This is a genomic window from Roseovarius maritimus (genome assembly GCF_043355895.2).
In the GTDB taxonomy this organism is placed as follows: Bacteria; Pseudomonadota; Alphaproteobacteria; order Rhodobacterales; family Rhodobacteraceae; genus Roseovarius; species Roseovarius maritimus.
Genome location: NZ_JBHFPF020000001.1, coordinates 524,142 through 550,494 on the forward strand (window position 1 = coordinate 524,142; position 26,353 = coordinate 550,494).

The 26,353-nt window shown below is 64.5% G+C and carries 27 protein-coding genes; 13 read left to right on the top strand and 14 right to left on the bottom strand.

Features of this window, described 5'->3' with window-relative positions; genetic code table 11:
* The first annotated feature begins 89 nt into the window (after nucleotides 1–89).
* Together ACEWPM_RS02515 and ACEWPM_RS02520 are read left to right on the top strand one after the other, a co-directional pair.
* Nucleotides 90–1,697 (top strand): proton-conducting transporter transmembrane domain-containing protein, encoded by a 1,608-nt coding sequence (locus tag ACEWPM_RS02515; protein WP_393960900.1) that lies wholly within the window; start codon nucleotides 90–92, stop codon nucleotides 1,695–1,697.
* Complete coding sequence (locus tag ACEWPM_RS02520; RefSeq protein WP_393960901.1) at nucleotides 1,694–4,066, top strand: YbcC family protein; 2,373 nt, start codon at nucleotides 1,694–1,696, stop codon at nucleotides 4,064–4,066. Before ACEWPM_RS02515 ends, ACEWPM_RS02520 begins: the two co-directional genes overlap by 4 nt.
* Nucleotides 4,067–4,072: 6 nt before the next feature.
* On the opposite strand, the gene kce is transcribed toward ACEWPM_RS02520, so the two are convergent.
* The 6 genes from kce to ACEWPM_RS02550 form a co-directional block, all read right to left on the bottom strand.
* Nucleotides 4,073–4,999, bottom strand: a complete 927-nt coding sequence (gene kce, locus ACEWPM_RS02525; protein ID WP_393960902.1) for a 3,5-dioxohexanoate:acetyl-CoA acetone transferase — start codon at nucleotides 4,997–4,999, stop codon at nucleotides 4,073–4,075.
* Nucleotides 4,999–6,333: an aminotransferase family protein gene (locus ACEWPM_RS02530; RefSeq protein WP_393960903.1), complete on the bottom strand. Its 1,335-nt coding sequence runs from the start codon at nucleotides 6,331–6,333 to the stop codon at nucleotides 4,999–5,001. Before ACEWPM_RS02530 ends, kce begins: the two co-directional genes overlap by 1 nt.
* Before the next feature lie 9 nt (nucleotides 6,334–6,342).
* On the bottom strand, nucleotides 6,343–7,134 hold the full coding sequence (locus ACEWPM_RS02535; protein ID WP_393960904.1) for an amino acid ABC transporter ATP-binding protein: 792 nt from the start codon (nucleotides 7,132–7,134) through the stop codon (nucleotides 6,343–6,345).
* A gap of 12 nt (nucleotides 7,135–7,146) precedes the next feature.
* On the bottom strand, nucleotides 7,147–7,803 hold the full coding sequence (locus ACEWPM_RS02540) for an amino acid ABC transporter permease (protein ID WP_393960905.1): 657 nt from the start codon (nucleotides 7,801–7,803) through the stop codon (nucleotides 7,147–7,149).
* A gap of 48 nt (nucleotides 7,804–7,851) precedes the next feature.
* The gene (locus ACEWPM_RS02545) at nucleotides 7,852–8,499 is read right to left on the bottom strand and encodes an amino acid ABC transporter permease (protein WP_393960906.1); all 648 of its coding nucleotides are present in this window, start codon (nucleotides 8,497–8,499) and stop codon (nucleotides 7,852–7,854) included.
* Nucleotides 8,500–8,607: 108 nt separating this feature from the next.
* Entirely contained in the window at nucleotides 8,608–9,393 is a 786-nt protein-coding gene (locus ACEWPM_RS02550) for a transporter substrate-binding domain-containing protein (RefSeq protein WP_393960907.1), read from the bottom strand.
* A 168-nt stretch (nucleotides 9,394–9,561) separates the two neighbouring features.
* On the opposite strand from ACEWPM_RS02550, the gene ACEWPM_RS02555 reads away from it, so the two are divergent.
* Both ACEWPM_RS02555 and ACEWPM_RS02560 read left to right on the top strand, forming a co-directional pair.
* Nucleotides 9,562–10,518, top strand: coding sequence for a LysR family transcriptional regulator (locus ACEWPM_RS02555; RefSeq protein WP_393960908.1), 957 nt, complete (start codon nucleotides 9,562–9,564; stop codon nucleotides 10,516–10,518).
* 104 nt (nucleotides 10,519–10,622) lie between these two features.
* Nucleotides 10,623–11,354, top strand: a complete 732-nt coding sequence (locus ACEWPM_RS02560; RefSeq protein WP_393960909.1) for an SDR family NAD(P)-dependent oxidoreductase — start codon at nucleotides 10,623–10,625, stop codon at nucleotides 11,352–11,354.
* Here the strand turns inward: ACEWPM_RS02560 and ACEWPM_RS02565 are convergent.
* The gene (locus ACEWPM_RS02565) at nucleotides 11,351–13,093 is read right to left on the bottom strand and encodes a cobalamin-dependent protein (protein ID WP_393960910.1); all 1,743 of its coding nucleotides are present in this window, start codon (nucleotides 13,091–13,093) and stop codon (nucleotides 11,351–11,353) included. The two genes, ACEWPM_RS02560 and ACEWPM_RS02565, sit on opposite strands and share 4 nt — an antisense overlap.
* Before the next feature lie 119 nt (nucleotides 13,094–13,212).
* Here ACEWPM_RS02565 and ACEWPM_RS02570 point away from each other — a divergent pair, with 119 nt between their 5' ends.
* Nucleotides 13,213–13,959, top strand: a complete 747-nt coding sequence (locus ACEWPM_RS02570) for a pyrroline-5-carboxylate reductase dimerization domain-containing protein (protein WP_393960911.1) — start codon at nucleotides 13,213–13,215, stop codon at nucleotides 13,957–13,959.
* 4 nt (nucleotides 13,960–13,963) lie between these two features.
* Here the strand turns inward: ACEWPM_RS02570 and ACEWPM_RS02575 are convergent, their stop codons facing one another.
* The gene (locus ACEWPM_RS02575; protein ID WP_393960912.1) at nucleotides 13,964–14,791 is read right to left on the bottom strand and encodes a phytanoyl-CoA dioxygenase family protein; all 828 of its coding nucleotides are present in this window, start codon (nucleotides 14,789–14,791) and stop codon (nucleotides 13,964–13,966) included.
* A gap of 123 nt (nucleotides 14,792–14,914) precedes the next feature.
* Here ACEWPM_RS02575 and ACEWPM_RS02580 point away from each other — a divergent pair, with 123 nt between their 5' ends.
* Nucleotides 14,915–15,592: a GntR family transcriptional regulator gene (locus ACEWPM_RS02580; RefSeq protein WP_393960913.1), complete on the top strand. Its 678-nt coding sequence runs from the start codon at nucleotides 14,915–14,917 to the stop codon at nucleotides 15,590–15,592.
* Nucleotides 15,593–15,617: 25 nt separating this feature from the next.
* On the opposite strand, the gene ACEWPM_RS02585 is transcribed toward ACEWPM_RS02580, so the two are convergent.
* The 4 genes from ACEWPM_RS02585 to ACEWPM_RS02600 form a co-directional block, all read right to left on the bottom strand.
* Entirely contained in the window at nucleotides 15,618–16,043 is a 426-nt protein-coding gene (locus ACEWPM_RS02585; RefSeq protein WP_393960914.1) for a YbaN family protein, read from the bottom strand.
* A 145-nt stretch (nucleotides 16,044–16,188) separates the two neighbouring features.
* Complete coding sequence (locus tag ACEWPM_RS02590; RefSeq protein WP_393960915.1) at nucleotides 16,189–16,968, bottom strand: gamma-glutamyl-gamma-aminobutyrate hydrolase family protein; 780 nt, start codon at nucleotides 16,966–16,968, stop codon at nucleotides 16,189–16,191.
* 55 nt (nucleotides 16,969–17,023) lie between these two features.
* Nucleotides 17,024–17,356 (bottom strand): DUF2256 domain-containing protein, encoded by a 333-nt coding sequence (locus ACEWPM_RS02595; RefSeq protein WP_393960916.1) that lies wholly within the window; start codon nucleotides 17,354–17,356, stop codon nucleotides 17,024–17,026.
* Complete coding sequence (locus tag ACEWPM_RS02600; RefSeq protein WP_393960917.1) at nucleotides 17,292–17,543, bottom strand: hypothetical protein; 252 nt, start codon at nucleotides 17,541–17,543, stop codon at nucleotides 17,292–17,294. The genes ACEWPM_RS02595 and ACEWPM_RS02600 overlap by 65 nt, the downstream gene beginning before the upstream one ends.
* A gap of 119 nt (nucleotides 17,544–17,662) precedes the next feature.
* Between ACEWPM_RS02600 and pepN the strand changes: the two genes are divergently transcribed.
* Entirely contained in the window at nucleotides 17,663–20,215 is a 2,553-nt protein-coding gene (gene pepN / locus ACEWPM_RS02605; RefSeq protein ID WP_393960918.1) for an aminopeptidase N, read from the top strand.
* A 6-nt stretch (nucleotides 20,216–20,221) separates the two neighbouring features.
* Here pepN and ACEWPM_RS02610 read toward each other — a convergent pair whose 3' ends face one another.
* Entirely contained in the window at nucleotides 20,222–20,920 is a 699-nt protein-coding gene (locus tag ACEWPM_RS02610; RefSeq protein ID WP_393960919.1) for a lytic transglycosylase domain-containing protein, read from the bottom strand.
* A 185-nt stretch (nucleotides 20,921–21,105) separates the two neighbouring features.
* On the opposite strand from ACEWPM_RS02610, the gene ACEWPM_RS02615 reads away from it, so the two are divergent.
* The 4 genes from ACEWPM_RS02615 to ACEWPM_RS02630 all read left to right on the top strand — a co-directional run bounded on the left by ACEWPM_RS02615 (nucleotide 21,106) and on the right by ACEWPM_RS02630 (nucleotide 24,972).
* Nucleotides 21,106–22,368, top strand: a complete 1,263-nt coding sequence (locus ACEWPM_RS02615) for a hypothetical protein (protein ID WP_393960920.1) — start codon at nucleotides 21,106–21,108, stop codon at nucleotides 22,366–22,368.
* 73 nt (nucleotides 22,369–22,441) lie between these two features.
* Nucleotides 22,442–23,953 carry an Asp-tRNA(Asn)/Glu-tRNA(Gln) amidotransferase subunit GatB gene (gene gatB / locus ACEWPM_RS02620; RefSeq protein ID WP_393960922.1) on the top strand — a complete coding sequence of 504 codons (1,512 nt, stop codon included), beginning with the start codon at nucleotides 22,442–22,444 and terminating at the stop codon, nucleotides 23,951–23,953.
* Nucleotides 23,953–24,453 carry a thioesterase family protein gene (locus ACEWPM_RS02625; protein WP_393960923.1) on the top strand — a complete coding sequence of 167 codons (501 nt, stop codon included), beginning with the start codon at nucleotides 23,953–23,955 and terminating at the stop codon, nucleotides 24,451–24,453. Before gatB ends, ACEWPM_RS02625 begins: the two co-directional genes overlap by 1 nt.
* A 72-nt stretch (nucleotides 24,454–24,525) precedes the next feature.
* Nucleotides 24,526–24,972, top strand: a complete 447-nt coding sequence (locus ACEWPM_RS02630) for a DUF4177 domain-containing protein (RefSeq protein WP_393960924.1) — start codon at nucleotides 24,526–24,528, stop codon at nucleotides 24,970–24,972.
* Between the two features lie 24 nt (nucleotides 24,973–24,996).
* Here the strand turns inward: ACEWPM_RS02630 and ACEWPM_RS02635 are convergent, their stop codons facing one another.
* Nucleotides 24,997–25,254: a BolA family protein gene (locus ACEWPM_RS02635; protein ID WP_393960925.1), complete on the bottom strand. Its 258-nt coding sequence runs from the start codon at nucleotides 25,252–25,254 to the stop codon at nucleotides 24,997–24,999.
* Nucleotides 25,255–25,330: 76 nt separating this feature from the next.
* Between ACEWPM_RS02635 and ACEWPM_RS02640 the strand changes: the two genes are divergently transcribed.
* A complete protein-coding gene (locus tag ACEWPM_RS02640; RefSeq protein ID WP_393931627.1) occupies nucleotides 25,331–25,957 on the top strand; it encodes a J domain-containing protein in 627 nt (208 codons plus the stop codon).
* Between the two features lie 59 nt (nucleotides 25,958–26,016).
* Nucleotides 26,017–26,313 carry a hypothetical protein gene (locus ACEWPM_RS02645; RefSeq protein ID WP_393960926.1) on the top strand — a complete coding sequence of 99 codons (297 nt, stop codon included), beginning with the start codon at nucleotides 26,017–26,019 and terminating at the stop codon, nucleotides 26,311–26,313.
* Nucleotides 26,314–26,353 lie beyond the last annotated feature (40 nt).

Here is a 26,353-nt window from a genome sequence, read left to right on the forward strand (position 1 = left end):
AGCGAACGGTATGATGCAATCAATGAATTTTCTTTTGATCTGCGACAAAGGCTAAGACGCTCCGAACCCTTCACCGAACCGGAGCGCCCATGCCGATGCATACCCTGCCCCTTCTGGCCCCTGCCATACTGATCGCCGCTGCGATCGTCCTGCATCTGCGCCGTAGCATCGCCCCAAGCCGCGCCGCTGCGATTGCCGAAGGCACGGCAGGGGGTGCGCTGGCCTTGGCCCTCGCGACGGCTGCCGTCCTGCTGATCCGCGGCGCAGGCGACAGCGTGCTGTTGGGGCTGGGCAACATTGGCATTTCCGCGCGGCTCGATGCGGTGAGCGCGACAATGCTGGTTCTGGTCAGCTTCATCGGCTGGATCGTGGTGCGCTATGCGCGCGTTTATCTGGATGGCGAGGCGCGCCAAACGCATTTCACCATATGGCTGCTGTGCACGCTGGCGGCTGTGCTGCTGCTCGTGCAGTCGGGCAACCTCGTGCAGTTTGTCCTTGCCTGGATCGCGACCAGCCTCTGTCTGCACAAGCTGCTGCTGTTCTACCCCGAGCGGGTGGCCGCGCAGCGGGCGGCGCGCAAGAAGTTCATTACCGCGCGCACCGGCGATGCGGCGCTTCTGATCGCCGCGATCCTGCTGATCGCCGCCTATGGCACGCCGCGCATCTCGGCCATCCTCGAGGCCGCGCGGCTGGGAGAGGGCGGCACGCCCGCCGTGCTGGCCGCCGCCTTCCTCGCGCTGGCCGCGATCCTCAAATCCGCGCAATTCCCGACCCATGGCTGGCTGACCGAGGTGATGGAGGCCCCCACCCCCGTCTCGGCCCTGCTGCATGCGGGCGTGGTCAATGCGGGCGGCTTTCTTCTGATCCGTTTCGCGGACGTGATGCTGCTCTCGCCGCTGACGCTGGCCGGGCTGGTGCTGATCGGTGGGTTTACCGCCCTCTTCGGCGGTCTGGTGATGCTGACGCAACCGACGGTCAAAGCCTCGCTCGCCTGGTCCACCGTGGCGCAGATGGGCTTCATGATCTTGCAATGCGGCCTCGCGCTCTTCCCGCTGGCGCTGCTGCATATCGTGGCGCACTCTCTCTACAAGGCGCATGCGTTCCTGTCCTCGGGCGGCGCGGTCACGCTCGTGGCCTCGATCCGGCGGCCCGGCCCGGTCGCGGTGCCGAGCCTTGCAAATGTCGGGCGCGCCTTCGCGCTGGCGATCGCTATCTATGCCTGCGTCTACCTCGCCTCGGGTGTGCTGCTGGGCTTTGGTGCGAAATCGCCCCAGGCGGTGGCGCTGGGCGCGATCCTCATCTTCGGCGTTGCCTACCTTCTGGCGCAGGGCCTTGCCGATGCCGCCCCCCGCGCACTGACGCAGCGCACGGCGCTTCTGTCGGGCATCGCCGCCGTAAGCTATGTCGCGCTGCAAAGACTGGCCGAATGGGCCACATCGGGCACGCTCCCGCTGACGCCGGCGCCGGGCGATCTGGAATGGGCGCTCATCCTGCTCGCGCTTCTCAGCTTCGGCCTCGTGGCGCTGGCGCAGGCGACATTGCCGCTCTGGTCGCAACACCCGGCGGCGCAGGGCCTGCGCATCCACCTCTCGAACGGGCTCTATATCAATGCGGTCGAGGACCGGCTGCTGCGCGGATGGGCGTGGCGCGGCAAGACCCGGGCCACCGACACGACCGGCGAAGGAGCCAAAGCATGAAGGCCGATATCTATGCCGGTTTTTCCGGCCCGCATCTCGAACTGATCGCCGTCTCGGAGAACGCGGCCCGCGCGATCCCGCCCCTCTGGCCCCTCTCGGCGTCCGTCGCGGTCAATCCTTATCTGGGGCAGACGGGCATGGCACTCGCGGATGTCTCGGCGCTGCTGACCCGCACCACCGGCGCGCGCGCGACGATGCCGCCCGAATGGTATGCCGCGCGGATCGACGACGGCACCGTAACCGACGAGGATCTTGCCGCCGCGCTCGCCATCGCACCGGAAGGCGCGCCCAAGGATGTGGCCGCGCTGAAGGCCGCCGCCAAGACCGAGGACGCCGCGCGCGCCGCCCTGCCCACCGTGGCCGAGCTGGCCGCCGAAGCCTCGGGCACCGACTGGCCCGCCCTCATCAAGGAGCGCATCGGCGCCTGGGCCGCCGGGTATTTCGATCAGGGCCAGGCGCTCTGGCAACTGACGGACGGGCGCGGCGCCTTCGTGAGCTGGCAGATCTTTGCCAGCCGCGACCTCACCGCCGAAATCGCGGGCCTCAGCGGTTTTGCAGGCGACGTCGCGCGCGCACCCGAAAGCGCGCGGGGCGCGCTGGCCTATGCGTCGGACGTGCTGGGCCTCGGCGCGAACGCCGCACAGACCTATTTCCACCAGCTTCTGCTGGGCCTTGGCGGCTGGGCGCAGCTGGCGCGGCAGCGCCTCTGGCAGGCCGAGCTTGCGGGCGAGGTCGATCCCATCACGACCGACATGCTGAGCATTCGTCTCATGTGGGAGCAGGCGCTTCTATCGCGCTACGATGACGCCATCGGCGCGAAATGGGCCGACGTGCGCGCCGCACATGCCCAGCCTGCGCGCGCCGACGACACGCAGATCGCCCTCGCAATTATGCAAGAGGCCGCCGAGCGGGCGGCGCAGCGCAGCCTGGCCGTAACACTCGGCGAGACGGGCAGCAATGCCGCCGAGGCGCGTCCCGCCCTGCAGGCCGCGTTCTGCATCGACGTGCGCTCCGAGGTGTTCCGCCGCGCGCTGGAAAGCGTCGATCCCGATATCCAGACGCTTGGCTTTGCGGGCTTCTTCGGCCTCACCACCGCGCATCGCGGCTTTGCCTCCGATGTCTCCGAGGCGCGGCTGCCGGTGCTTTTGACCCATGGCGTGACCAGTGCGACCGGCGGGCCCAAGGATGCCAAGGCCGATCTCGCCGCGCGTCTTGCCGCGCGTGCCGCACGCGCCTGGGGGCGCTTCAAGCTGGCGGCGGTTTCCTCCTTCGCCTTTGTCGAGGCGACGGGGCCGATCTATATCGGCAAACTCGCGCGCGATGCGCTGGGATATCAGCACGCCAGGGGGGCAGACAGCCTGCCCCCGCGCCTGACCACCGTGATGACGCTGGAGCAGCGCGTCGATGCTGCCGAGAAGATTCTGCGCGCCATGTCCCTCACCCGCAATTTCGCGCCTCTGGTTCTGATCGCGGGCCATGGCGCGAGCGTCGTCAACAACCCGCATGTCAGCGCGCTGCAATGCGGCGCCTGTGGCGGCTATTCGGGCGAAGTGAACGCGCGGCTTCTGGCCGGCCTTCTGAACATGGAGGACGTGCGCAGCGGTTTGGCCGCACTCGGGATCGAGCTGCCCGCCGACACCGTCTTTGCAGGTGCGCTCCACGATACCACGACCGACGAGGTGACGATCTTCGCGCAGGACCACACCCTGCCGCCCGGCCCGCTAAAAAAGGCGCTGAGCGCGCTCGAGACCGCCGGCACGCTGGCGCGGACCGAACGTGCACAGCGCCTCCCGCGCGCGGCCTCGGGCAAGGATGTCGCCGCTCGGTCGCGCGACTGGTCCGAGACGCGGCCTGAATGGGCGCTGGCGGGTTGCAGCGCCTTCATCGCCGCGCCCCGTGACCGAACGCGGGGCAAAGATCTGAAAGGCCGCGCCTTTTTGCATGATTACGACTGGAAGGCCGACGCGGGCTTTGGCGTCCTGGAGTTGATCCTGACCGCACCTGTCGTGGTCGCAAGCTGGATCAGCCTCCAATATTACGGCTCTGTCACCGCGCCGCATGTCTTCGGCGCGGGCAACAAGCTCTTGCATAACGTGACCGGCGGCGTCGGCGTGGTCGAAGGCAATGGCGGCATGCTCCGCGCCGGGCTGCCGTGGCAATCGGTGCATGACGGGCGCGCGCTGGCACATGATCCCTTGCGCCTTTCGGTCTGCATCGAAGCTCCGCAACAGGCGATCACCGATATCCTGAAGCGCCACGCGGGCGTGCGTGCGCTTTTCGACAACCGCTGGCTGCACCTGATTGCGCTGGGTGAAGAAGGCCGGCCAAGTGCCCGTTACAAAAAAGATCTTGAGTGGGAAGCCTTCTAGTCCACGTCAGATCGCGGTCCGGTCGCCGCCCTTGAGACCCAGCATCTGCCGCGCCTCCTCGGGCGCGGCAATCGTGCGGCCCAGATCCTCGACGATGCGCCGGATCTTGGCCACCTGCTCGGCATTGGTCTTGGCCAGCGTCCCGCGCGAGATCATCAGCGAATCCTCGAGCCCCACGCGCACATGGCCGCCGAGAATGGCCGACATGGTAATCAGCGGCATCTGGTGGCGGCCCGCCGCCAGCACCGAAAAGGTGTAGTCGTCGCCGAAGAGCTTGTCGGCAATCGCCTTCATATGCGTCAGGTTCTCGGGGTCCGGCCCGATTCCGCCCAGCACGCCGAAAACGAACTGGATGAAGAGTGGCCCCTTGACCAGCCCGCGATCCACGAAATGCTTGAGCATATAGAGGTGCCCCATCTCGTAGCACTCGAACTCGAACCGCGCGCCCCGCTTTTCGCCCATCTCGGTCATGATATGGGCCATGTCGCGCGGCGTGTTCTTGAAGATCAGATCGTCGGAGTTTTCGAGAAAGGGCTTTTCCCAGTCATATTTCCACTCGGTGATTTTCGCGGCCGCAGGGTAGAGCGCGAAATTCATCGAGCCCATGTTGAGGCTGCACATCTCGGGCTCCGCCTCGAGCGGGGCGGCGAGGCGCTCTTCCAGCGTCATGATCGCGCTGCCACCGGTGGTGAGGTTCAGCACCGCGTCGCAGTTTTGCTTGATCCGGGGCAGGAAGGCGCGGAAATGCTCAGGCGCGGCCGAGGGACGGCCGTCTTCGGGGTGCCGCGCGTGCAGATGCAGGATCGCCGCGCCGGCCTCGGCCGCGCCGATGGAATGCTCGGTGATCTCGTCCGGCGTGATCGGCAGATGCGGCGACATGGAGGGCGTGTGGATCGAGCCGGTGATGGCGCAGGTGATAATGATCTTCGACATTATTCCACCGCCATTTTCGGCATTTCAGACATGAACTGCGCCAGTGAGCGGTCGAGCATGTCTGTCATTTCGTCGAGCTGCCCCTCGGTCACGATCATCGGCGGGCAGACGAGGAAATGATCGCCCGAAGTGCCGCCCCGCGTGCGGCGCGAATAGATGATGAGGCCGTTGTCATAGGCGATATCGACGAGGCGCGAATGCGCGTTGAGGCCTTTCGGAAGCGGCTCTTTGGTGGCGCGATCCGCCATCAGCTCGAACGCCGTCAGAAGGCCCTTGCCGCGCACATCCCCTATCAAGGGGTATCGCTGCATCAGGCCCCGCAGCCGCTCGGCCAGCTTGTCGCCCATCGCGGCGGCATTGGCCACGAGGCCCTCCGTGTCGATCACATCGAGCACGGCAGAGCCTGCCGCGCAAGCGAGCGGGTTGCCCGCATAGGTGAAGCCGTGGATGAAGCCGCCCGACTCCATCACCGCATCCACCATATCGCCCCGTGCGATCATTGCACCCAGCGGCGCATAGCCCGCGCCAAAGCCCTTGGAAAGGCAGATGAGGTCGGGCGCGGTGTTCCAATGCTCGGCCCCGAAGAAGGTGCCGGTGCGCCCGCCGCCGGTCATCACCTCGTCATGGATCAGCAGAATGCCATACTGGTCGCAAATCTCGCGGATGCGCTGCATGTAGCCCGCAGGTGGCACCAGCGCGCCGGTCGAGGCGCCGCCGACAGGCTCGACAATGAAGGCCATGACGGTGTCGGGACCCTCGTCGAGGATCTTCTGCTCAAGCATGTCAGCATAATACCACCCGGTCGCCTCATCATCGGCATCCAGCCCGTCTAGATAGGCGCGCGGTGCCGGGATCTTGGGCATGCGGGCCATCATGGGATCGAAGGGCGACGTCATGGTTGACATGCCGGTGATGGCAAGCGCGCCCAAGGTGCAGCCGTGATAGCTGGGATAGCGCGAGATCACCTTGTAGCGCGTGCCCTGGCCCTGCGTCAGCACGTATTGCCGCGCGAGTTTCAGGCAGCTTTCCACCGCCTCCGATCCGCCCGAGACAAAAAACACCTTGTCGAGGCCCGCAGGCGCGCGCGCGACGATCTTCTCGGCCAGTTCCTCGGAAGCCTCGGTCTGGAAATGCAGGCGATAGCCGAAGGTGGATTTCTCCATCTGGGCGCGCATCGCGTCCAGCACGGCGGGGTTGGAATGGCCGATATTCGAGACCATCGCGCCGGACGAGCCATCGATATAGCGCTTGCCGTCCTCGGCATACATGTAGATCCCCTCGGCGCGGTCCAGCACCGGGCGGGGTGATTTCGTCTGGTAGAAGAGATGTGACATTTGAGTGCCCTAGCGGCTGAGATGCTTGCGCAGGAAGTTCTTCGTGCGCTCTTCCTTGGGGTTCTTGAAGATGACGTCGGGCGGGCCCTCCTCGACCACGACGCCCTGATCCATGAAGAGCACGCGGTCGCAGACGCTGGCGGCGAAATCCATTTCGTGAGTGACAATGATCATCGTCATGTGCTCCTCGGCGAGCTGCTTCATCACCTGGTTCACCTCCTCGACCAGTTCGGGGTCGAGCGCGGATGTCGCCTCGTCAAAAAGCATGACCTTGGGCTTCATCGCCAGCGCGCGGGCAATGGCGACCCGCTGTTTCTGACCGCCCGAGAGGCGCGAGGGATAGACGTCGATCTTCTCCGAGAGGCCCACATGCGCCAGTTGCTCCTCGGCCAGCTTGTTGGCATCCGCAGTCGACATCCCCTTCAGCATCTTGGGCGCCAGCGTGATGTTGTCGCGCACGTTCAGATGCGGAAACAGGTTGAAGTGCTGAAACACCATGCCGATGTCCTGCCGGACCTGGTTGACGTGTTTTTCGTACTGGCGATGCGGCAGCTTCTTGTTGATCTGCACATCCTCCAGCCAGACCTCGCCAGAGGTGAGAGGATCAAGCTCGTTGATCGCCCTCAAAAGCGTCGATTTGCCCGAGCCGGAAGGGCCGATAATGGCCACGATCTGGCCGCGCTCAACGGTCAGGTTGATGTCCTTGAGAACCTCCAGCGACCCGAAACTCTTGGCGGCGTGTCGTATCTGGATGAAGGGGGTATCGGCTTTGGGGGTGTCGGTGTGAGCGGTATCGGTCATATGGAAGGCTCCTTAGCGCGAGGCCGCGATGCGGCGCTCGAGGCGACGCAATCCGGCCTCGAGGCACAGGTTGACGACGTAATAGCAGGCGGCGGCGGCGATGTAGAATTCAAACGGGCGGTAGGTGCGGCTGATTGCCTGCTGCGCGGCGAGGGTCAGCTCCATCACGCCGATTACCGAGACCAGCGCAGAGTCCTTGAGCAGAGCGATCATGTTGTTGCCCATGGGCGGGATCACCGCATGCACCGCCTGCGGGATGACGATCCGGCGCAGCGTCTGCCCGCGCGAGAGGCCCAACGTGCGCGCGCCCTCGTATTGCCCCTTGTCCACGGCCAGGATCGACGCCTGTATCAGTTCGGAATTGTAGACCGCGAAATGCAGGCCAAGGCCGATCACACCGGCAACAAAGGCAGGCAGGTCGATCCCGATCTCGATCAAGCCGAAATAGATAAGAAACAGCTGCAACAGCAGCGGTGTACCCATGAAGAGCCAGGCAAAGAGGCGAAACGGCAGCCGGATCACCCAATGGCCATAAAGCGCGATCACGGCAAAGATGATGCCACCAAAGAAGCTGAGCAGACCCGCGCCGATGGTGATGGCCACGGTCCACGCCATGCCCAGCAAGAGCGTGTCGAAGTAGCTGGGGATAACAGTGAAATCAAGACCCATGGCGGCCTCCTGTCATGGATACGGTGAGGTATGGCGGGACGGCGCGGCTCATGAGATCTGTGCCCGGCGGTCCAGCCATTTGATACCGTGGCCAACCACATAGATGATCGCCATGTAGAGAAGGCCTGCCAGCAGGAACATCTCGAACGGCTTGTAGGTCGAACCGATGAAACGCTGCGCGGTGTAGGTCAATTCGACCACCGAAATGGGCGCGACGAGGGCCGTGCCCTTGATCAGCGCGTTGATGTTGACGCCAAGGGGCCGGATCATCATGCGGGCGGCCTGCGGCAGTACCACCTTGCGCATGGTCTCTGACCTACTCATGCCCAGCGTGCGCGCCGCTTCGGTCTGGCCGCGATCGACCGACAGGATGGCGCCGCGGATCGTCTCGGTCATGTAGGCGCCGATATTGACGCCCAGCGCGATGGTCCCCGCCGAGAAACTGTCCAGTTGGATCCCGATCTGTGGGCCGCCGAAATAAAGGATGAAAACCTGGATCAGCGCGGGCGTGCCACGAAATATGCTGACATACGTGGCCGCGATCCATCGCAGAGGTGCAAGGCGCGATAGGCGCATTGACGCGCCCAGCGCACCGCAGGCAAGGCCGAGCAGGCATGTCAGCACCGACAGCTCGATCGTGACGAGCGCGGCCTCCAGAAAGAACGGGTAGACCCGCAGGATAAGATCGAGATCCAAGGGCTGTCTCCGGGTATGAGAAATGAGCAGCATACCGCCCCACCCTGCGACAGGTGGGCAGAACGCCGACAAATGGGCCCGCCCGGCGCGCGGGCAGGCCCATGGGATTTAACGGATGTCGCCGCCGACCCACTCGTTGGCAAATTCCAGGTAGGTGCCGTCCTCCATCATCGCGTCCAGCGCCTCTTGCATGGCGGCTGCCAGCTCGGGGTTGTTCTCGCGGATGGCGATGCCCGCCGGGAAGGCCTGCGCGTCGGGTGCCGGAATCTCGGCAAGGTCGTACTGACCGGCCTTCATTGCCAGAAGGACCGGGATCGAATCGTTGATCACCACGTCGATGCGGCCATTGGTCAGCTCCAGCAGAAGTTCGGGCAGACCCTTGTAGGTCTTGACGTTGTATCCCTGATCCCGCGCCCATTCGTCATGGGTCTCGCCCAGCGTGACACCAACGGTCACGTCGTCATTGTTCAACTGATCCAGCGACGTGATGTTTGAGCCTGCGACCGTAAAGAACGCGCGCTTTGTGTTGTAATAGGGACCAACGAAATCGATGACCTTGTCGCGCTCCTCCGTAATCGACATCGAGCCGACGACAGCGTCGTATTTGCCCGCGATCAGACCGCCGATGATGCCGTCCCACGCGGTGGTGACGATCTCTGTCTCAAGCCCCATACGCTTGGCGATCTCGGTGCCGATAGCCGGATCGAAGCCGACAACTTCGTTGGCTTCGTTGACGAAGTTGAAGGGCGGGTATTGGCCCGTCATCGCGATGCGCAATACGCCGCGCTCCTTGATGCCTTCAAGGTCGTCAGCGGCAGCGGGGCCTGCGATGAGGGCCGCGGCGGCCAGGGCGGTTGTCGCCAGGAAGGTGCGGCGGATCATGGATGTGGTCATATGTCGGTGTCTCCCTTTGGGTTTTCTTTTTTGGCAGGCACAGATCACTGGGACAAGAGCCGCGCATCGCACAGCGCCCGCCCCGGCGGTCTGGTCTGACAAGATGTTTGCACAGGCGCCAAACATCGTGCAAATAAATAAAAGAAATGCGCTGGATTGATAAAACCGATGACCCCACTCTTTGAGCATCGCTTTGCCTGGAATCTGGACTGGAACCTGCTGCGCACCTTCATGGTGCTGGTCGACGAGGGCGGCATCACGCCCGCGGCCACGTTTCTCGGTCTCAAACAGCCCACGATTTCTTCGGCGCTCAAGCGGCTCGAGGATCAGGTGGGGCGTCGCCTGATCAACCGCTCATCCACGCATTTCAGCGTGACTCCGGCAGGCGAAACGCTCTATCGCGAGGCCTGCACCATGTTCGGCGCGGTCACGCAACTGCCCACCCTTCTGGGCGCCGCCGAGGACAAGGTAACCGGCCATGTCTCGATCGCGCTGGCCAGCCACGTTATCAGCCCGCATCTGGACGCCGTGCTGGAGCGGTTCAACGCCGCGCATCCCGATGTGACCTATACATTGTCGATTGCCGAGAGCGAGGAGGTCATCGCGCGCGTCCTGCAAAACCGCGTCGCCTTCGGCCTCTGCCTCGTGTCGCATCCAGCGCATGGGCTGGACTACCGCGTGCTCTACCGCGAGTATTTTGGGCATTACTGCGGACCGGGCCATCGCCTATTCGGCAAGACCGGCCTCAAGCTGCGCGATCTGCGCGGCGAGCAAGCCGTGTCATTTCAGACCGATTCCGCCGCCGGCCCCCTCTTCGAGCTGGCACGCCTGCGCCAGCAGGCCGAGATGCGGCCCGATCTCAAGGGCGTGTCGTCCAGCCTGTCCGAGGTCCGACGCATGATCATGACGAATGTCGGCATCGGCGCCCTGCCCGTCCACGTTGCCGCGCGCGATGTGGCGGCGGGCCGGCTCTGGCAACTGCCGCCGGAAACGAACCTGCCCGCCATCGACATTCACATGGTCAGCAATCCGGGGCGCACCCTCAACCGCGCCGAGGATGTGTTGACTGGTATGCTGATCCGCGCGATTTCGGATGTACCTCTCAGCGAGCGGTCCTATATCTAGGCGCGCGCGCCGCCGCACGCGGGTCAGCCGTTGACATGAGACGCATCGGGTCTACTACTCCTGCGCGGGCCGCCTGATGCGGGCCATGATCCGGGGGATCCCTCATGAGCACGAAAACCCTGCTGCTGACAGGCGCAAGCCGCGGTATCGGCCACGCGACCGTCAAGTCGTTCCAGGCCGCCGGGTGGCGGGTGATGACCGTCTCGCGCACCGCCTTCGACAATCGTTGCCCTTGGCACGCGGGCGCCACCGATCATTTTCAGGGAGATCTCTCGGACGCCGAGGCGCGCGCCGACCTGGTCGCCCGCGTCCGCGAGACGCTGGGCCCCGAGGGCCTTGGCGCCATCGTCAATAATGCGGGCATCTCGCCCAAAGGGGGCGGCGGCGCGCGGCTGGGCATCGCGGGCACCGATGATGCAACATGGCATCACGTGATGAACGTCAACCTGATCGGTCCCGCCGCGCTGATGCGCGATCTTCTACCCGAGCTTGAGGCCGCGCAGGGCTGCGTCGTCAATGTCGGCTCCATCGTGGGCAGCCGCGTGCACCCGTTCGCCGGCGCGGCCTATGCCTGCTCCAAGGCGGCCCTGGCTGCGTTGACCCGCGAGGCCGCGGCCGAGTTCGGGCCCCGCGGCATCCGCACCAACATGGTCACCCCCGGCGAGATCGAGACCGAGATTCTGTCGCCCGGCACCGAAGAGATCACGCGCACCATCCCCCTGCGCCGCCTTGGCCAGTCCGAAGAAGTGGCGCGCGTCGTGCTCTTTCTCTGCTCGGGGCAGTCCTCTTATATCAATGGAGCGTCCATCGACGTGAATGGCGGCCAGCACGTCTAGGGCTTAAGCGCGGCCAGCATGTCATCGAGATCCTTGCAGGGATGCGCTCCGGTGGCGCGGATCTGCGCGGTGACATCCACTGGCAGGCTGGAATTGCTGTCCTGCGGGATCTCGTTCAGCTTGCCCCCCATCAGCACCGGCATATCGGCGCCCCGCGCCTTCAGCTCTTCACTCAGGCGGCGCGCATAATGCAGCCCGATGCCGTTATAGGTGCTGACCGCGATGGCATCGGCCCCCGCCTCGATGGCACGCGACACCATCACCTCGGCATCGATGGCAACGCCCGCCTCGATCACCTCGGCCCCGAGGCCGATCAACGCCCGGCGCACCAGATAGGCGCCATGTTCGTGCACATCGGTCGTGCCCAGCGCGATGCGGCGCCGCGCCAGCGCCGCGCCCTGCTGCCGCCGCACCCATGCGCCGGCCATCTCGTCCAACTCCTCCGCCCAGTCGGCGGAGACCAAGGGGACGCGTGCGGTCCCCTCCAGTGGACCCGCGCCGAACATCGCCTCCATCCGCCGCGCACCCAGCCGCCGGATCGCCAGCATCAGCGCCGCCGGGTCGGCGGTATCGACGCCGCGCTCGGCCAGCCCCCTCAGCGCGTTCTCGGCAAAGACGCGCCCGCCCGCGATCAGCCGCTCGACCATCGCGTCGATCAGCGCACTATCTCGCAGCGCCGCATGACCCGGCGCATGGTCCGCCAGCCGAGCCGCGAAAAGCTGCGCATCCAAAATCTCGTCCACATCGGGAATGCGCAGGTTTTCCGTGACCGGCACAGGGTTGATCGCATGGCCCGAATGATGCTCATGCATCGCACAAAGATCGGCCAGCAAATAGCTGGCAAGGCTGGCATAATTCTGCGAAGTGCCGCCCTGATAGGCCACCGTATTGCCGAAAATCATCGTGCCGGGCGTGGCTGTCTCGTGCGCCAGCGCCGCCTGAAACGCCGCCCGCGTCAGCGGCGCCGAAAAGTGATGCCCAAAGCAGAAGGACAGCGGCGCGCCGATCAGATCCTCGACGATATGCTTCTCGATCAACGCCATCCCGAAGGCCGATGTCATGTCGATGAAAAGACCAGCGAACCCATCGTCGAGGTTGGAATGCACGAGGATCTCGGCCTCCTGCGCCGCGATCAGGCCCAGCGCGCGCAACGTCGCCTCGGTCGTCGCCACGTCATCATCCCAATAGGGCAGCCGAAATGTGAAATATTGCCCCAGATTGCCGATGGCCGTCGCCCCCGCCGCGATCGCCGCGCAGGTATTGTCCAGCGCGCCGGGCAGGCCCAGCATGAAATCTCCGAAATGCGCTGCCGCCGGGCTGGCCTGCGTGATGCGGGCGAAATCCTCGGGGCCGGTCAGGACGATGCCGGTGCCGCGCGCCCGATCCGCGCGGTTGTTCTGCGGATAGCCCATCGTCCAGTCCAGCGTGACGCCGAACCGGTCGATGCGCACCCCTTGCGCGGCGGCGCGCCGGTGCAACTCGCCCATCGCATCCACCGTGCGGTCGATGCTGCGAAACCCGATATGAGCATGCTGCATCATGCGCCCGTCCTGCATCGCGCGGCGCTTGTAGTCTGCCTCGGACGCTACGCCCTCGACCTCCATGAAGGCCGAGCGGCCCAACTGCCAATACCGGGCCATCGCGCGCCCTTCGGCCAGCAATGCGCGCCCCGGCGTCAAGGCCGGATCGGTCAGATCAAGCATTGGCAAGGGAGTCTCTCCAAACTTCGGTGCCGTCATTCCGCTTTCCTTTGACAGTCTGCGCAAGTGCCCGTGCAGGGTCTGGCCGCGGCGGCCTTGTCATCCGGAGCCTCTGTGACAGTATGCCCGGCATTGGCACAGGAGCGGGGCGGATTGGAATGAAACTGGGTGTTATCGGAGTGGGTCATCTGGCGGCCTCCATGCTGGACGGGCTGCTGCGTGCGGGCCATGCGCCCGCAGGCATCATGCTCTCGCCGCGGGGGCGCGGGGTTGATCTGGCGAGAGAGCAGGGCTTTGCGCTGGCCCGGGGCAATGACCAGATCGTGGCCGAGTGCGACGTGGTGTTGCTGGCGGTACGTCCGGCGGACGCGCCCGGCGCGGTGCGCGGGCTGGCCTGGCGCGAGGGCCAGACCCTGCTCAGCGCCTGCGCAGGCGTAACGCGGGGCGCGCTGGACGCGGGGCCTGCCGATGTGATGCGCATCATGCCCATCACCGCCTCCAAGCTGGGGGCCAGCCCCACCCTCGCCTATCCCGACCTGCCTGCCGCGCGCCCGCTGCTGGACGCGATCGGCAGCATCATCGCGCTGCGCAGCGAGGACGAGTTCGAGGCGGCCACCGTCTCGGCTGCGATGTATGGCTGGGCGCAGGCGCTGATCCGCACCGGCGCCGACTGGACGGCGGCGCAGGGTATGGACCCGGCCAACGCGCGCCAACTGGTCGCGCGCACCTTCACGGCGGCGGGCCGCATGATCGCCGAAGAGGACGCTCCCATGCAAGACATTCTCGCCAGCCTCTGCACCCCCGGCGGGATCACCCGGCAAGGCCTCGACCATCTGGAGGAAAAGGGTGTGCCGGAGGCGTGGGAAGGCGCCTGCGACGCGATCCTCGCCCGCCTGCGCGGATAGGCCATCAGGCCGGTGCAGTCGCGCCATGCCCGATCTCGAAATTGTTGCCAGCCCGGTCCTGCCCGCTGACCAGATGCAGGGGCCGTGTGCCGTAGCCTTGACTGGGATGCTTCTTGCCGATCTCGGCGCCCCATTCGTGATCATAGAAGGACGTCGCGGGCATCAGCCGCACGATGAAGGCCGCGCGCCGATGATCCGTATGGTTCGCCTTTGAGCCGTGGATCATATAGACATCGTGAAAGCTGACCTGCCCCGCCTTCAGGATCAGAGGCTCGGCCTCGGCCTCGTCGAAATGCTCGGAATCGCAGACGAGGTTGATCGTCTTGTTATCCCCTTCCTGCCATGAATGGCTGTAAAGCTCATGCGCCTTGTGCGAGCCGGGGATGAAGGTCATTGGGCCATTCTCGGGCGTGACATCATCCAGTGGAATCCACATGGTCAGCGTCTCGAGCGGTTTGATCGGGTAATAGCCGCCATCCTGATGCCAGGGCGTTTCCTTGCCGTTCCTGGGCGGTTTGCCGAAGAGGGTCGTGCCCCAAAGGATGATGTCATCGCCGATGAGTTGACGCGCTGTCTCCATAAGCCTCGGGTGCGTGGCGAATTCCAGCCATTTACGGCTGCCCTTCACCCCCATCGAGCCACCCTCCTCCTGATGCGGCGCAAGGATGATGTCAGACCCGATATCGGGATTACGCGCCAAAAGCGCTTCATACTCGGCGCGCATCTCGGCAATCAACTCGGGCGGCAACTGCCAATCGGGGATGACCCAGCCCCGCTCGTGATATTCGGCCACCTGCGCATCACTCAAAGGTTTGTCCGGGACGTCCGCCATATGATCTCTCCGTGTCACAGATCCATGCCGACAGGATTGTCGACAATCTTGTCGGCAGTGTTGACACACCCGCCGAACCTGTCAAGCTTGCCGGCGGAAAATCCAGGAAAGGCGCTGCCACCCATGCCCGCGTTGCGCGAAAATGCCGTCGATCTGGCCTATGAGGCCCTACGCGGGCGACTGATTGCTTTTCGCATGAAACCCGGCGCACGCCTGAATGAAAGCGCGCTTGCTGCTGATCTGGGCCTCAGCCGCGCGCCCGTGCGCGAGGCGCTCAACCGGCTGATCTCAGACGGGCTTGTCTGGTTCGAACCAGGGCGCGGATTTTTCTGCCGCAAGCTCAGCGCGCGCGAAATCACCGAGCTTTACGCCGTGCGCTTCGATCTCGAGGCGGGGGCGCTGAAATTCGCGATGCGCCATACGCCCGATCCGGCCCTTGCGACCTTCGCCGCCGAGTGGCAGCAGAGCTGCGCCCCCGGCGGCACGGATGCCCAAGGGATGATCGCGGCGGACGAGGCCTTTCACCTCGCCCTTGCCCGAATGGGGGAGAACGCTGCACGGCTGGGATTTTTGCAGAACATCAATGACCGCATCCGCTTTGTCCGGCGGATTAATCTGGAGCATGAGGCCCGGCGCAGTAGTGCACACCGGGAACATCAGAAACTGGTCGCCGCCGTTGCCGCGCGCGACGAGAGGGGGGCGCTCAAGATACTCGCTGGCCATCTGGAAAGGTCGGCCGCCGAGGTTCAGGCCCAGGTGCGGACCGCTCTCGCACAGATATACGAGGGCGATATCGCCTGATCCAAGGCGATCGGCCCAGGGGCCCCTAACCTCGCGGATAGGAGGGCCGAGTCAGCACATAAGCCGCCCCCACGCCCATGCAAACCGCCTGTATCGCGATCAGCCGCAAATCCAGACCGCCCAGCAGAGAGGCGACCAGAACGGCCCCCATCGCACCGCAAGCCATCGCCTTGTAGCGCGGCGCAATCACCCCATACGCCTCCCAGTCCGAAATGATCGGGCCGAAGACCGAGCTTCGTGCCAGCCATGCCCGCAGGCGCGGTGCACTCCGCGCGAAAGCAAAGGCCGCCAGCAGCACGAAAGGCGTGGTCGGCAGCAGCGGAAGGATCACCCCGACAGCGCCCAGCGCCAGCGACACGGACCCGATGCAGATCCAGATCGTGCGCATCACCGCGCCCACGGGAGGGTGCTCATCGCCGGGCGGCGAAGGTTTCAGATCCGGCTGCTCCACGATGATCCCAGTTCCTTCTTAAGAACGCCGCTCCGCCGCGACTGGCCACAACCTGTATATCGGCGCACAGCGCGTCGCTTTTTCTTGGTTGAAAATACCCAAATCCCCCCGGATGCAACAGCCGCTGCCGCCGATGGTACTCCGGTCAGGCCGATTTCAGCGCAGGCGCAGGCCCGTGCCCTGCTGCCCAATGGGAGGCTGCCGCGCCAAAGGCTTCGAAAAGGGGCCGCGAAACCGGGTCCTCGATCGCTCTCCACTCGGGATGCCACTGAACGCCAAGGGCAAAGCCGCGCGCGCCGCCGACATGGATCGCCTCGGCGGTCCCATCGGGCGCATGGCCCTCGATCACGATACGCGGGCCGGCTGTCTTGATCCCCTGCCCGTGCAGCGTATTCGTCATCACCTCGCGCGCCCCCATCAGGCGATGAAAAATCCCACCTTCGGTAAAGCTTACCACATGGCGCAGGGCGAATTGCTCGTCCAGCGTACCATCGGGAGGCATGCGGTGATTATCGCGGCCCGGCAGATCGCGGATCTCCGGATGAAGCGTGCCGCCCATCGCCACGTTGATCTCCTGAAATCCCCGGCAAAGGCCGAGCAGCGGCATCCCGGCCTCGACGCAAGCCCGCACCAGCGGCAGTGTGATCGCATCACGCGCCGGATCGAAGGCGCCGTGCGCTTCGGTCTCATCCTCGCCGTAATGGCCGGGATGCACATTCGCGCGCCCGCCCGTCAGGAGGAAGCCGTCGCAGACATGCATCAGCTCTTCCACGCTGACCAGCAGCGGGTCGGCGGCAATGATGTAGGGCATCCCGCCGGCCACTTGCGCCACAGCCTCAAGGTTCATCCGTCCCGCCCCATGAAGCGGATAGCGATCGTCGATCACATGCTGGTTGCCGATGATACCGATGACGGGACGTTTCATGTATGGCCTGTGCTGTGATTGCATCCAGCCAATCTTGCCGCATGGCAGCAAAACTTCAACCCCCACGGTGCGGCTCAGACGCCTCGGGCGCTGGAGGCGGCCGATTTCGCCTACATTTGTCGCTGCAATGCCGCAGCTCGTCCCAATTCCGGGCCCATTTCTTGCGCCATGCAAAGGGCAGACCGCATGTGGCGCAGATCTTGCGGGGCAGATCGCCCTTCTTGCGATGTTTCATCTTGCGCCTCCGGCACGAAAAGGCCCGCCCGGCAGCACCGGCGGGCCTCTTGATGGATAGCGTACCAAAACGATTTACGACAATAATATCACTCGGTTGCTGCGCCCTCAACGGCCGTGCCCTCGACGGCCGCACCATCGGCGGCAACGCCATCCGTCATCTGCGTGTTGACGCCAGTGTCAACCCCGGCCTCATCTCCGGGATCGTTACCGGCAAAGCTGAGCCATACGACCAACCCAAGTAGCAGGACCACGGCAAAGATCACGACGCCGACCATTCCGGAAATCGGTGTCTTGTGAGCGGGTTTGGTTTTTTCGGTGTTGGTGTCGGGTGCCGACATGGCGCGTCCTCACTTTCATTGATGTTGCGGCGCTGCACGCCACATAAGGGCATTGAAGGGACCCTCTTATCCCTCTAACTCTGGCCGCAACCAAATGGTTCCGACCGAAAGGACGCGACATGCAGGACGCCGCCCCCCAGACTATACACCTAGCCGACTACACCCCGCCCAATTGGCTGGTCATGGGGGTACACCTGACCTTTCGTCTGGATCCGACGCGCACGCGCGTTCTGAGCAGGATAGACTTTGCCCCCAATCCCGAGGCGGCGTCGTGGGACTTTGCCCTCGACGGCGAAAACATGAAGCTGATCAGCGCGCGCATCGACGGAAAAGAGGTGTCGCCACGGGTCACCGACACGGGTTTGACCTGCAACGTGCCGGACGGTGCCTTCACTTGGGAGGCTGAGGTCGAAATCAATCCTTCGGCGAATACCGCGCTCGAAGGGCTCTACATGTCGAGCGGTATGTACTGCACCCAGTGCGAGGCTGAGGGCTTTCGCAAGATCACCTACTATCCTGACCGCCCAGACGTGATGGCCGTCTTCGACGTGCGCATCGAGGGCGCCGAGCCGGTCATGCTCTCCAACGGCAACCCCGGCAAGACGGGCGATGGCTTTGCCGAATGGCATGACCCCTGGCCGAAACCGGCCTATCTCTTTGCACTGGTAGCGGGCCGACTGGTCAACCATCCGGGCCGCTTCACCACCATGTCGGGTCGCGAGGTGGACCTGAACATCTGGGTGCGCCCCGGAGACGAGGGCAAATGCGCCTTCGGAATGGATGCGCTGAAGGCGTCGATGCGCTGGGATGAAAAGGTCTACGGGCGCGAATACGATCTGGACCTTTTCAACATCGTCGCGGTCGATGATTTCAACATGGGCGCGATGGAGAACAAAGGGCTGAACATCTTCAACTCCTCCTGCGTTCTGGCCAGCCCCGAGACCAGCACCGACGCCAATTTCGAGCGGATCGAGGCGATCATCGCGCATGAGTATTTTCATAACTGGACCGGCAACCGCATCACCTGCCGCGACTGGTTTCAGCTCTGCCTAAAGGAGGGGCTGACGGTTTTCCGCGACGCGCAATTCACCTCGGATCTGCGCAGTGCGCCGGTCAAGCGGATCGAGGATGTGATCGCGCTCCGCGCACGCCAGTTCCGCGAGGATAACGGCCCGCTGGCGCATCCCGTGCGTCCGGAAAGCTTTGTCGAGATCAACAATTTCTACACCGCGACCGTTTATGAAAAGGGCGCCGAGCTGATCGGGATGCTGAAGACGCTCGTCGGGAACGAGGCATGGTCCAAGGCACTGACCCTCTATTTTCAGCGGCATGACGGGCAGGCCTGCACGATCGAGGATTGGCTGCGCGTCTTCGAAGATGTGACGGGTCGCGATCTGGCGCAGTTCAAACGCTGGTACGAGGATGCGGGCACGCCGCGCCTGTCGGTGACGGACGAGTTTAAGGACGGCACCTACACCCTTCATTTCAAACAGGAAACGCCGCCCACACCGGGGCAGGAGGACAAGCCGCCGCGCGTCATCCCGATCAAGGTCGGCCTGCTGGGCCAGAATGGCGGCGAGGTGGCGGCAACACGCACGCTCGAGATGACAAAGGCCGAGCAAAGCTTTGAATTCACCGGCCTTTCGGCGCATCCCATCCCGTCAATCCTGCGCGAATTCTCGGCCCCCGTGATCCTGCGGCGCGAGACGAACAATGCCGAGCGCGCCTTCCTTCTGGCCCATGACACCGACCCGTTCAACAAGTGGGAGGCGGGCCGCGCGCTGGCGCGCGAGGGTCTGCTGGCAATGATCCGGCACGGCGCCGCGCCCGATGCGGCCTATCTGGAGGCAGCGCGGACGATGGCGCGGGACGATACGCTCGATCCGGCTTTCCGCGCACTGGCGCTTGGTCTGCCCAGTCAGGATGATCTGGCGCAGGCCATCCATGACGCGGGCGGCACGCCTGATCCGCAAGCCATCTGGGACGCACTCGAGGCGCTGAAAGATGCGCGCGCAGAGGCGATGGAAGACACAGCCCGCGCGCTCTACGAGGCCCATCAGGTCGCGGACCCTTACCGCCCCGATGCCGCGCAGTCGGGCGCTCGCTCATTGGGCAATGCCGCGCTGGCGATGATCACGCGGCGCGATGCCGGCAAGGCGGCTCAAGCGCAGTACGACGCGGCCGATAACATGACCCAGCAGCTGGCGGCGCTGGGATGCCTCCTGCAGGCAGGCAAGGGCAATGACGCTGTCGCGGCCTTCTATGAGCAGTGGAAAAAGGACCGGCTTGTCATCGACAAATGGTTCAGTCTGCAAGTTGCCTATGCCGAACCAGGCAAGACGGCAGAGGTTGCCGACAAGCTGACGCAGCATCCCGATTTCACGATGAAAAACCCCAACCGGTTCCGCGCCACGCTGGGCGCGCTGGCCGGGTCGCCCGCAGGCTTTCACCACGCCTCGGGCAAGGGGTACAAGCTGCTTGCCGATTGGCTGATCCAACTCGATCCGATCAATCCGCAGACGACGGCGCGCATGTGCTCGGCCTTCGAGACTTGGAGACGATATGATGCGGATCGGCAGACGATGATCGAGACTCAGCTGGAGCGGATCGCCGCGCGGCCCGGCCTCAGTCGCGATACCGCCGAAATGGTAGGCCGCATCCTGAAAAGCTGACGCGGCTCAGCGCGCTTGGCGTGCGCTGCGCGCAGTCTTGATGGTTTCGGGGCGCAGCAAGGGACGGGGCGAGCGTTTGAGCGCGCAATATTCCTGCCCGCGCAGCCATGAGGCCATGTCCGTGCGCTTGGCCGTGCTGCGCATCGGCCCCCAATCGGCGGCCACCCCGCGCCAGCGCCCATCCCGCACTGCGATGGCATTATCGCGTGGCACGGTGCGCGCCATGATGCGGATCGCGCAGCTCAGATTGTCGCCACCATCCACCAGTTCGCCGCCCGAGGTGGCCCGGCAGCCATAGCTGCGCGCTGTACCCGGCAGGATCTGCAAGAGGCCATACCATTTCCCGCCCCCGCCTACAGCCTTGGCACGATAGGTGCTTTCATGCTTGGCCAAAGCGGACAGAAAGCCGACCCAGAAGGCCCGCCTTTGTGCCTCGTCACCAGAGGCATAGCCGGGGCACCAAGTCGAAACATCGCGCGGCACCGACTGCACCAGCGGCGTGCCATGCCGGGCCAGCGCCGTCAGGGCGCTGCGGGTCCAGGCCGCGCCGCCGGGGCGATGATCCCAGCGCGCCTTCGGTATTTCGATGCTGCGCGACTGCGGACGGATCGCGTTCGCCGCCGCTCCTGTCTCCGACGCATGCAGATACGCAGGGACGATGGCAAGGCAGAACAACACGCAAAGACTGAGGCCGATCCGTTTCATGCGCCATGATCGCCCAAAACACCCGGCCCTGCAATGGCCCCGCCCGCCGCGCACAACTCCGGGGCAGCGCGAGGGCGTATTTCCGCGCAAGGCAATCTTCCATTCTCCCAAGTGGCGACATGATTTGGCCTGAATGCACCGCCATCGTGACGGCTTAATGACATGCAGCAGAAGGCTTCGCTGACGTGACCCATCACGTGCCCATTTCCAAGACCCGGCTTCTGGCCCAGGTCACCCGTCTTTTCTCACGCCAGCGATCCGGCACGGCCCCCGCCAAGCGGCGGCCCCAGCCAAGTCTCGACAAGCTCAGCCGCCGGATCATCCTGCCCTCGATCCCTGTCACGGAAGAGGAAATGACCCGCGTCGCGTTTCAGGATCTGGGGCAGAAATTGGCCCGGCAAGAAATGTGGAGCAAGTTGTCGGACCGCATTATCGAAGCCGACCGGACGCGTAGCGGCACACCTGGCGGCGAATCGGCAGCGATGCTGATGGGATTTGGCGCCCGCAACGATGTCGTGGCGATGGCCGAGGATTCGCTGCATGACGGCGTCATTCCCGACCACCACGGCATCGACGCACTGGACCGCCTGGCCGAAGATCATCCTGACGACTACCCCGTGCATGCCATCGTGGCGCTGGCGCATGTCGACATGGCCCGCGCGTGGAGGTCCGTCCCCGGCGCCGCCGCGCTAAGTGGCGCGGATGACCGCGCCGCGCATCACACGGCCCGGGCGCAGAGCCTTCTGGCCTCGTATTCTGCCAGTGACCTCGACGCGCCGTCGCTGGCTGCCGCGCAATGCGCGCTCTTGCGCGCGGCGCCGGACGCGACTGCGCTGCAGGTGGCGGACGAATACGAGCAACTGATCGACCTTGATCCCGCCAGTCCGCCCAATATGCGCGCGCTTGGCGCGACCGTTCTGGCGGTGGAGCCGGGTAATTTTCCGCAACTGGAGCTGGAGGCCCGCCGCATCGCCGTGCGCACCGCGAGCCTATGGGGCGCGGGCGGATACACATGGGTCTATCTCGACGCGCTGGCACTGGATTCCAAGGCGCTGGCGCTGCTGGATCCGGCGTTCTTCATCGACGGGTTGCGCGATATTCTGCGCCGCTGCCCTGATCAGAACACCGCCAATCTGATGGCCGCGTTCTGCGCCGTCACCATGCGCGCAGGCGATGACCCGGGCGCCGCGCATGAAGCGGTACGCACAGCCCTGCACGATTGTCTGACCTGGATCCTGCGCGACCACCTCCATGAGCTCCATCCGCTGATCTGGACGCAGGCGCTGCATTGCCCCGGCGCCGGCCACCTGCCGCCCCGCCGCGCATTGATCAGCGAGGGGCGCAGCACCGCCTTGAGTGCCATCGCAGCGCAATTTGCGGATGATATCGCGCGCGGACAATCCATCGCTTTCTCACCTGCCGGGATGTACATGCTACCCTCGCTCTAACCGCGCTGCCTGCCCCTTGCCCAGCCGCGCCGCCTGTCCTAGAAGCCTTGGCATCTGACCAAAGGACGCCGCCATGCTGGACCTGACATACGAAGCCCCGAAACCTCGCGTCATCGCCGGCGCCCAGCACGACTGGGAACTGGTCATCGGCATGGAAGTGCATGCGCAGGTCGCCTCGAACGCCAAGCTGTTTTCCGGTGCCTCGACGCGCTTTGGCGCCGAGCCGAATTCCAACGTCGCCTTCGTCGATGCCGCCATGCCCGGCATGCTGCCCGTCATCAACGAGTATTGCGTCGAGCAGGCGGTGCGCACGGGCCTCGGCCTCAAGGCGCAGATCAACCTGAAATCAGCCTTCGACCGCAAGAATTACTTCTATCCCGACCTGCCGCAAGGCTACCAGATCAGCCAGCTTTACCATCCCATCGTCGGCGAGGGCGAGATCCTGGTGGATATGGAGCCGGGCATCGCCCGCCTCGTGCGCATCGAACGCATCCATATGGAACAGGACGCGGGCAAGTCGATCCATGACATGGATCCGAACATGAGCTTCGTGGACCTGAACCGCACGGGCGTCTGCCTGATGGAAATCGTGAGCCGCCCCGACATTCGCGGCCCCGAAGAGGCCGCCGCCTATGTGCTGAAAATGCGCCAGATCCTGCGTTACCTCGGCACCTGCGACGGCAACATGCAGAACGGCAACCTGCGGGCGGATGTGAACGTCAGCATCTGCCGTCCCGGCGCCTATGAGAAGTATCAGGAAACGCAGGATTTCTCGCACCTTGGCACCCGCTGCGAGATCAAGAACATGAACTCGATGCGCTTTATCCAGGCCGCGATCGAGGTCGAGGCGCGCCGCCAGATCGCCATTGTCGAGGCGGGCGGCGAGGTGGTGCAGGAAACGCGCCTCTACGATCCCGACAAGAACGAGACGCGCTCGATGCGCTCGAAGGAAGAGGCGCATGATTACCGCTACTTCCCCGACCCCGACCTTCTGCCGCTGGAGATCGAGCAGGACTGGGTCGACGGCATCAAAGCCTCCCTGCCCGAACTGCCCGACGCCAAGAAAGCGCGCTTTGTCCTCGATTTCGGCCTGTCGGAATATGACGCAAGCGTCCTCACCGCCGAAGTCGCCAACGCCGCCTATTTCGAGGAGGCCGCCTCCAACCGTGATGGCAAGCTGGTCGCCAACTGGGTCATCAACGAGCTGTTCGGCCGCCTGAAAAAGGAAGGCGCTGACATCACCGAAAGCCCGGTCAGCCCCGCGCAGCTGGGCGGGATCGTGGACCTGATCGCATCGGATGCCATCTCGGGCAAGATCGCCAAGGACCTTTTCGAGATCGTCTATACGACTGGCGGCGATCCGGCAAAGATCGTCGAAGAGCGCGGCATGAAGCAGGTGACGGATACCGGCGCCATCGAGGAGGCCGTGGACCGCATCATCGCCGACAACCCCGCACAGGTCGAAAAAGCCAAGCAGAACCCCAAGCTGGCAGGCTGGTTCGTTGGCCAGACGATGAAGGCGACCGGCGGAAAGGCCAATCCAAAGGCCGTGAACGAAATCGTCTCGGCCAAGCTGGGGCTGTGATGCCGGACCTGCCCAATAATATCGCCGATGGCCCCGCCCTCTCGGACTGGATGACGGTCAAGCCCGAGTGGATCGACTTCAACGGCCATCTCAACATGGCCTATTACAACGTCCTCTTCGACGAGGGAATTGACGATGTCTATCGCCTGATGGGCTTTGGCGCCGACTACGCCAAGACGCGCGGCATGACGACTTACGTGGCCGATTTCCGCGTGCGCTACCTGCGCGAGCTGCATCTGGGCGATCGTGTGCAATGCTCGGTCCAGCTTCTGGCGCATGACGAGAAACGCTTTCACAGCTTTCAGCAACTGCATCACGAGGATGGCTGGTTGGCCGCGACCGGCGAGGCGCTGACGCTGCATGTGGACATGAGCGGGCCGCGCGTGGCCCCCATGCCTCCGGATATCTTGGAGCGTGTCGCGGCCCTGCAGGCGGCGCATGACAAGCTGCCCCGCCCCTACGGCGTAGGCCTGCCGATGGGCATTCCCTCCAAGGCATAGCTGCTTTTCACTGCTGCGCCGGACCGCTAAGCTGGCGCGAACACTCATGTTTCACGGAGGGGCGAGAGCACCATGACGCGTTATGACTACAAGGTGATCCCGGCCCCCACCAAAGGCGCCAAGGCGCCGGGCGTCAAGACCGCCGAGGCGCGATTTGCCGGAACGGTGGAGGCTGCGCTGAATGCCCAGGCCGCCGAGGGGTGGGAGTATCTGCGCACTGACATCTTGCCCTCGGACGAGCGGCAGGGCCTGACCGGATCGCAGACCGTCTATCGCACGCTCATGGTCTTTCGCCGCGCCAAAAATGACACGGAGGATGCCGCCGACGACGTGATCCAGACCGCGCAGGACATGGCCGAGGCGGTCACGCCCGAGACGTCGGAAACGAGCGCGTCCAGCCCGAAAGGCGTGCAGCGACGTGAGCCGTACCTGACGCCTATCAAGCCGTCGCGCGCGGATCCCGCGCCGTCGCCGGACGCGCCACTTCCAGACAATCCCAAGACGCCGAACAAGGAATAGCTGCGCCGCGCCCGGTTTTCGCGCTCACGCATCGACTTCTATGGCAAGCGCATGGATCTGCCCGATCAGCTCGGGCCCGATGGCGGCATGGATCGCGCGGTGCCGCGCAAGTCGCGGCATCGCAGCCAGCTCCTTGGCGCGAATACGCACCCGAAAATGCGACTGGCCGCCCTCCGGATAGCCCGCATGCCCGCGATGCGCCTCGCTTTCATCAATCACTTCAAGGAATTGAACCTCCAGGTTCCGCTCCAGCGCCGCGCGAATTTCTGCCGCCTTGTGCATAATTCTGGTCCTAGCCCCCTTCAACTTGCGTTCAATTAGACTAGAGTATCGGCTTCGACTCGCAAAGAGGTGCCCGATGAGCAAATCCGATCCATTTGGCTTCGACATGTCCGTATCATCGGCCAAGAAGAAAAATCCGCGCGGCCGCCGCGGGATGTCCGGCGCATCCGAGACATCCAAGCGGCAATGCGAGCATGAAGGCTGCGAAAAGCCCGGCCTCTACCGCGCGCCCAAGGCGCCCGACGTGCTGGACGAGTTCTACTGGTTCTGCCAGGAGCATGTGCGCGAATATAACCTCAAATGGAATTTCTTCGACGGCACGACCGAGGCCGAGATGAACGCGCAGATGTCCAAGGACAAGGTGTGGGAACGCACGACCAAGGCCTTCACCGACCCCGAGGCCCGCGCCTGGGCACGGCTGGGGATCGAGGACCCGCACCAGGTGCTGGGCGTCAATGCCACGCGCAACCCCGGCAAGGACAAGGCCGGTGGTGGCAAACGCCTGCCCCCGACCGAGCGCCAGGCCATCGAGATCCTTGACGCCAAGGACACCATGACCAAGGCCGAGTTGCGCAGCAGTTACCGGGCCCTGATCAAGGTGCTGCACCCCGATATGAACGGGGGTGACCGCAGCCAGGAAGAGCAGCTGCAGCAGGTCATGTGGGCGTGGGAACAGCTAAAGAACAGCCGCAATTTCAAATAGCCCCGCGCTCACCGGATGGTGATTTGCGCGCGCGGTGGCCGGGCGGCACAAAGGTGCACATGCGGTATCTGCTGATCCTCTTTCTGACCTGCGCGGCGACACTCGGCCATGCGCAAGCCATGCTGGCGCATCCCGCGCCCGCCGCGATGATCCATGCGGGCGAGGGCGCGATGCCGTGCTGCGATGCGGCCAGCAGCACCCACGCCACCCCCGCCTGCGCCGCTTTCGCGATTTTCGATACTGCGCCGATGATGCAGCCTGCCTGCTCGGCCCTGACCCTTACATTTCCGGGCACGCTTGAGCATTGGGCCGGGCGCAGCCCCTGCCCGCCCACCGGACCTCCGCGCCCTGTGTGAAACCTGCCCCTTTCACACCCAGAACAAACGGAGCGATCCC

Coding starts and splice junctions, on each gene's coding strand:
- ACEWPM_RS02575 (WP_393960912.1), bottom strand. CDS start 14,791: ATGGCGGACGTCCCGGACAAACCTTTGAGTGATGCGCAGGTGGCCGAA.
- ACEWPM_RS02580 (WP_393960913.1), top strand. CDS start 14,915: ATGCCCGCGTTGCGCGAAAATGCCGTCGATCTGGCCTATGAGGCCCTA.
- pepN (WP_393960918.1), top strand. CDS start 17,663: ATGCAGGACGCCGCCCCCCAGACTATACACCTAGCCGACTACACCCCG.
- ACEWPM_RS02520 (WP_393960901.1), top strand. CDS start 1,694: ATGAAGGCCGATATCTATGCCGGTTTTTCCGGCCCGCATCTCGAACTG.
- ACEWPM_RS02610 (WP_393960919.1), bottom strand. CDS start 20,920: ATGAAACGGATCGGCCTCAGTCTTTGCGTGTTGTTCTGCCTTGCCATC.
- ACEWPM_RS02630 (WP_393960924.1), top strand. CDS start 24,526: ATGACGCGTTATGACTACAAGGTGATCCCGGCCCCCACCAAAGGCGCC.
- ACEWPM_RS02600 (WP_393960917.1), bottom strand. CDS start 17,543: ATGTCGGCACCCGACACCAACACCGAAAAAACCAAACCCGCTCACAAG.
- ACEWPM_RS02515 (WP_393960900.1), top strand. CDS start 90: ATGCCGATGCATACCCTGCCCCTTCTGGCCCCTGCCATACTGATCGCC.
- ACEWPM_RS02565 (WP_393960910.1), bottom strand. CDS start 13,093: ATGACGGCACCGAAGTTTGGAGAGACTCCCTTGCCAATGCTTGATCTG.
- ACEWPM_RS02640 (WP_393931627.1), top strand. CDS start 25,331: ATGAGCAAATCCGATCCATTTGGCTTCGACATGTCCGTATCATCGGCC.
- ACEWPM_RS02540 (WP_393960905.1), bottom strand. CDS start 7,803: ATGGGTCTTGATTTCACTGTTATCCCCAGCTACTTCGACACGCTCTTG.
- ACEWPM_RS02535 (WP_393960904.1), bottom strand. CDS start 7,134: ATGACCGATACCGCTCACACCGACACCCCCAAAGCCGATACCCCCTTC.
- ACEWPM_RS02635 (WP_393960925.1), bottom strand. CDS start 25,254: ATGCACAAGGCGGCAGAAATTCGCGCGGCGCTGGAGCGGAACCTGGAG.
- ACEWPM_RS02570 (WP_393960911.1), top strand. CDS start 13,213: ATGAAACTGGGTGTTATCGGAGTGGGTCATCTGGCGGCCTCCATGCTG.
- ACEWPM_RS02530 (WP_393960903.1), bottom strand. CDS start 6,333: ATGTCACATCTCTTCTACCAGACGAAATCACCCCGCCCGGTGCTGGAC.
- ACEWPM_RS02645 (WP_393960926.1), top strand. CDS start 26,017: ATGCGGTATCTGCTGATCCTCTTTCTGACCTGCGCGGCGACACTCGGC.
- ACEWPM_RS02595 (WP_393960916.1), bottom strand. CDS start 17,356: ATGGCGTTGCCGCCGATGGTGCGGCCGTCGAGGGCACGGCCGTTGAGG.
- ACEWPM_RS02555 (WP_393960908.1), top strand. CDS start 9,562: ATGACCCCACTCTTTGAGCATCGCTTTGCCTGGAATCTGGACTGGAAC.
- ACEWPM_RS02560 (WP_393960909.1), top strand. CDS start 10,623: ATGAGCACGAAAACCCTGCTGCTGACAGGCGCAAGCCGCGGTATCGGC.
- ACEWPM_RS02550 (WP_393960907.1), bottom strand. CDS start 9,393: ATGACCACATCCATGATCCGCCGCACCTTCCTGGCGACAACCGCCCTG.
- ACEWPM_RS02590 (WP_393960915.1), bottom strand. CDS start 16,968: ATGAAACGTCCCGTCATCGGTATCATCGGCAACCAGCATGTGATCGAC.
- gatB (WP_393960922.1), top strand. CDS start 22,442: ATGCTGGACCTGACATACGAAGCCCCGAAACCTCGCGTCATCGCCGGC.
- kce (WP_393960902.1), bottom strand. CDS start 4,999: ATGTCGAAGATCATTATCACCTGCGCCATCACCGGCTCGATCCACACG.
- ACEWPM_RS02625 (WP_393960923.1), top strand. CDS start 23,953: ATGCCGGACCTGCCCAATAATATCGCCGATGGCCCCGCCCTCTCGGAC.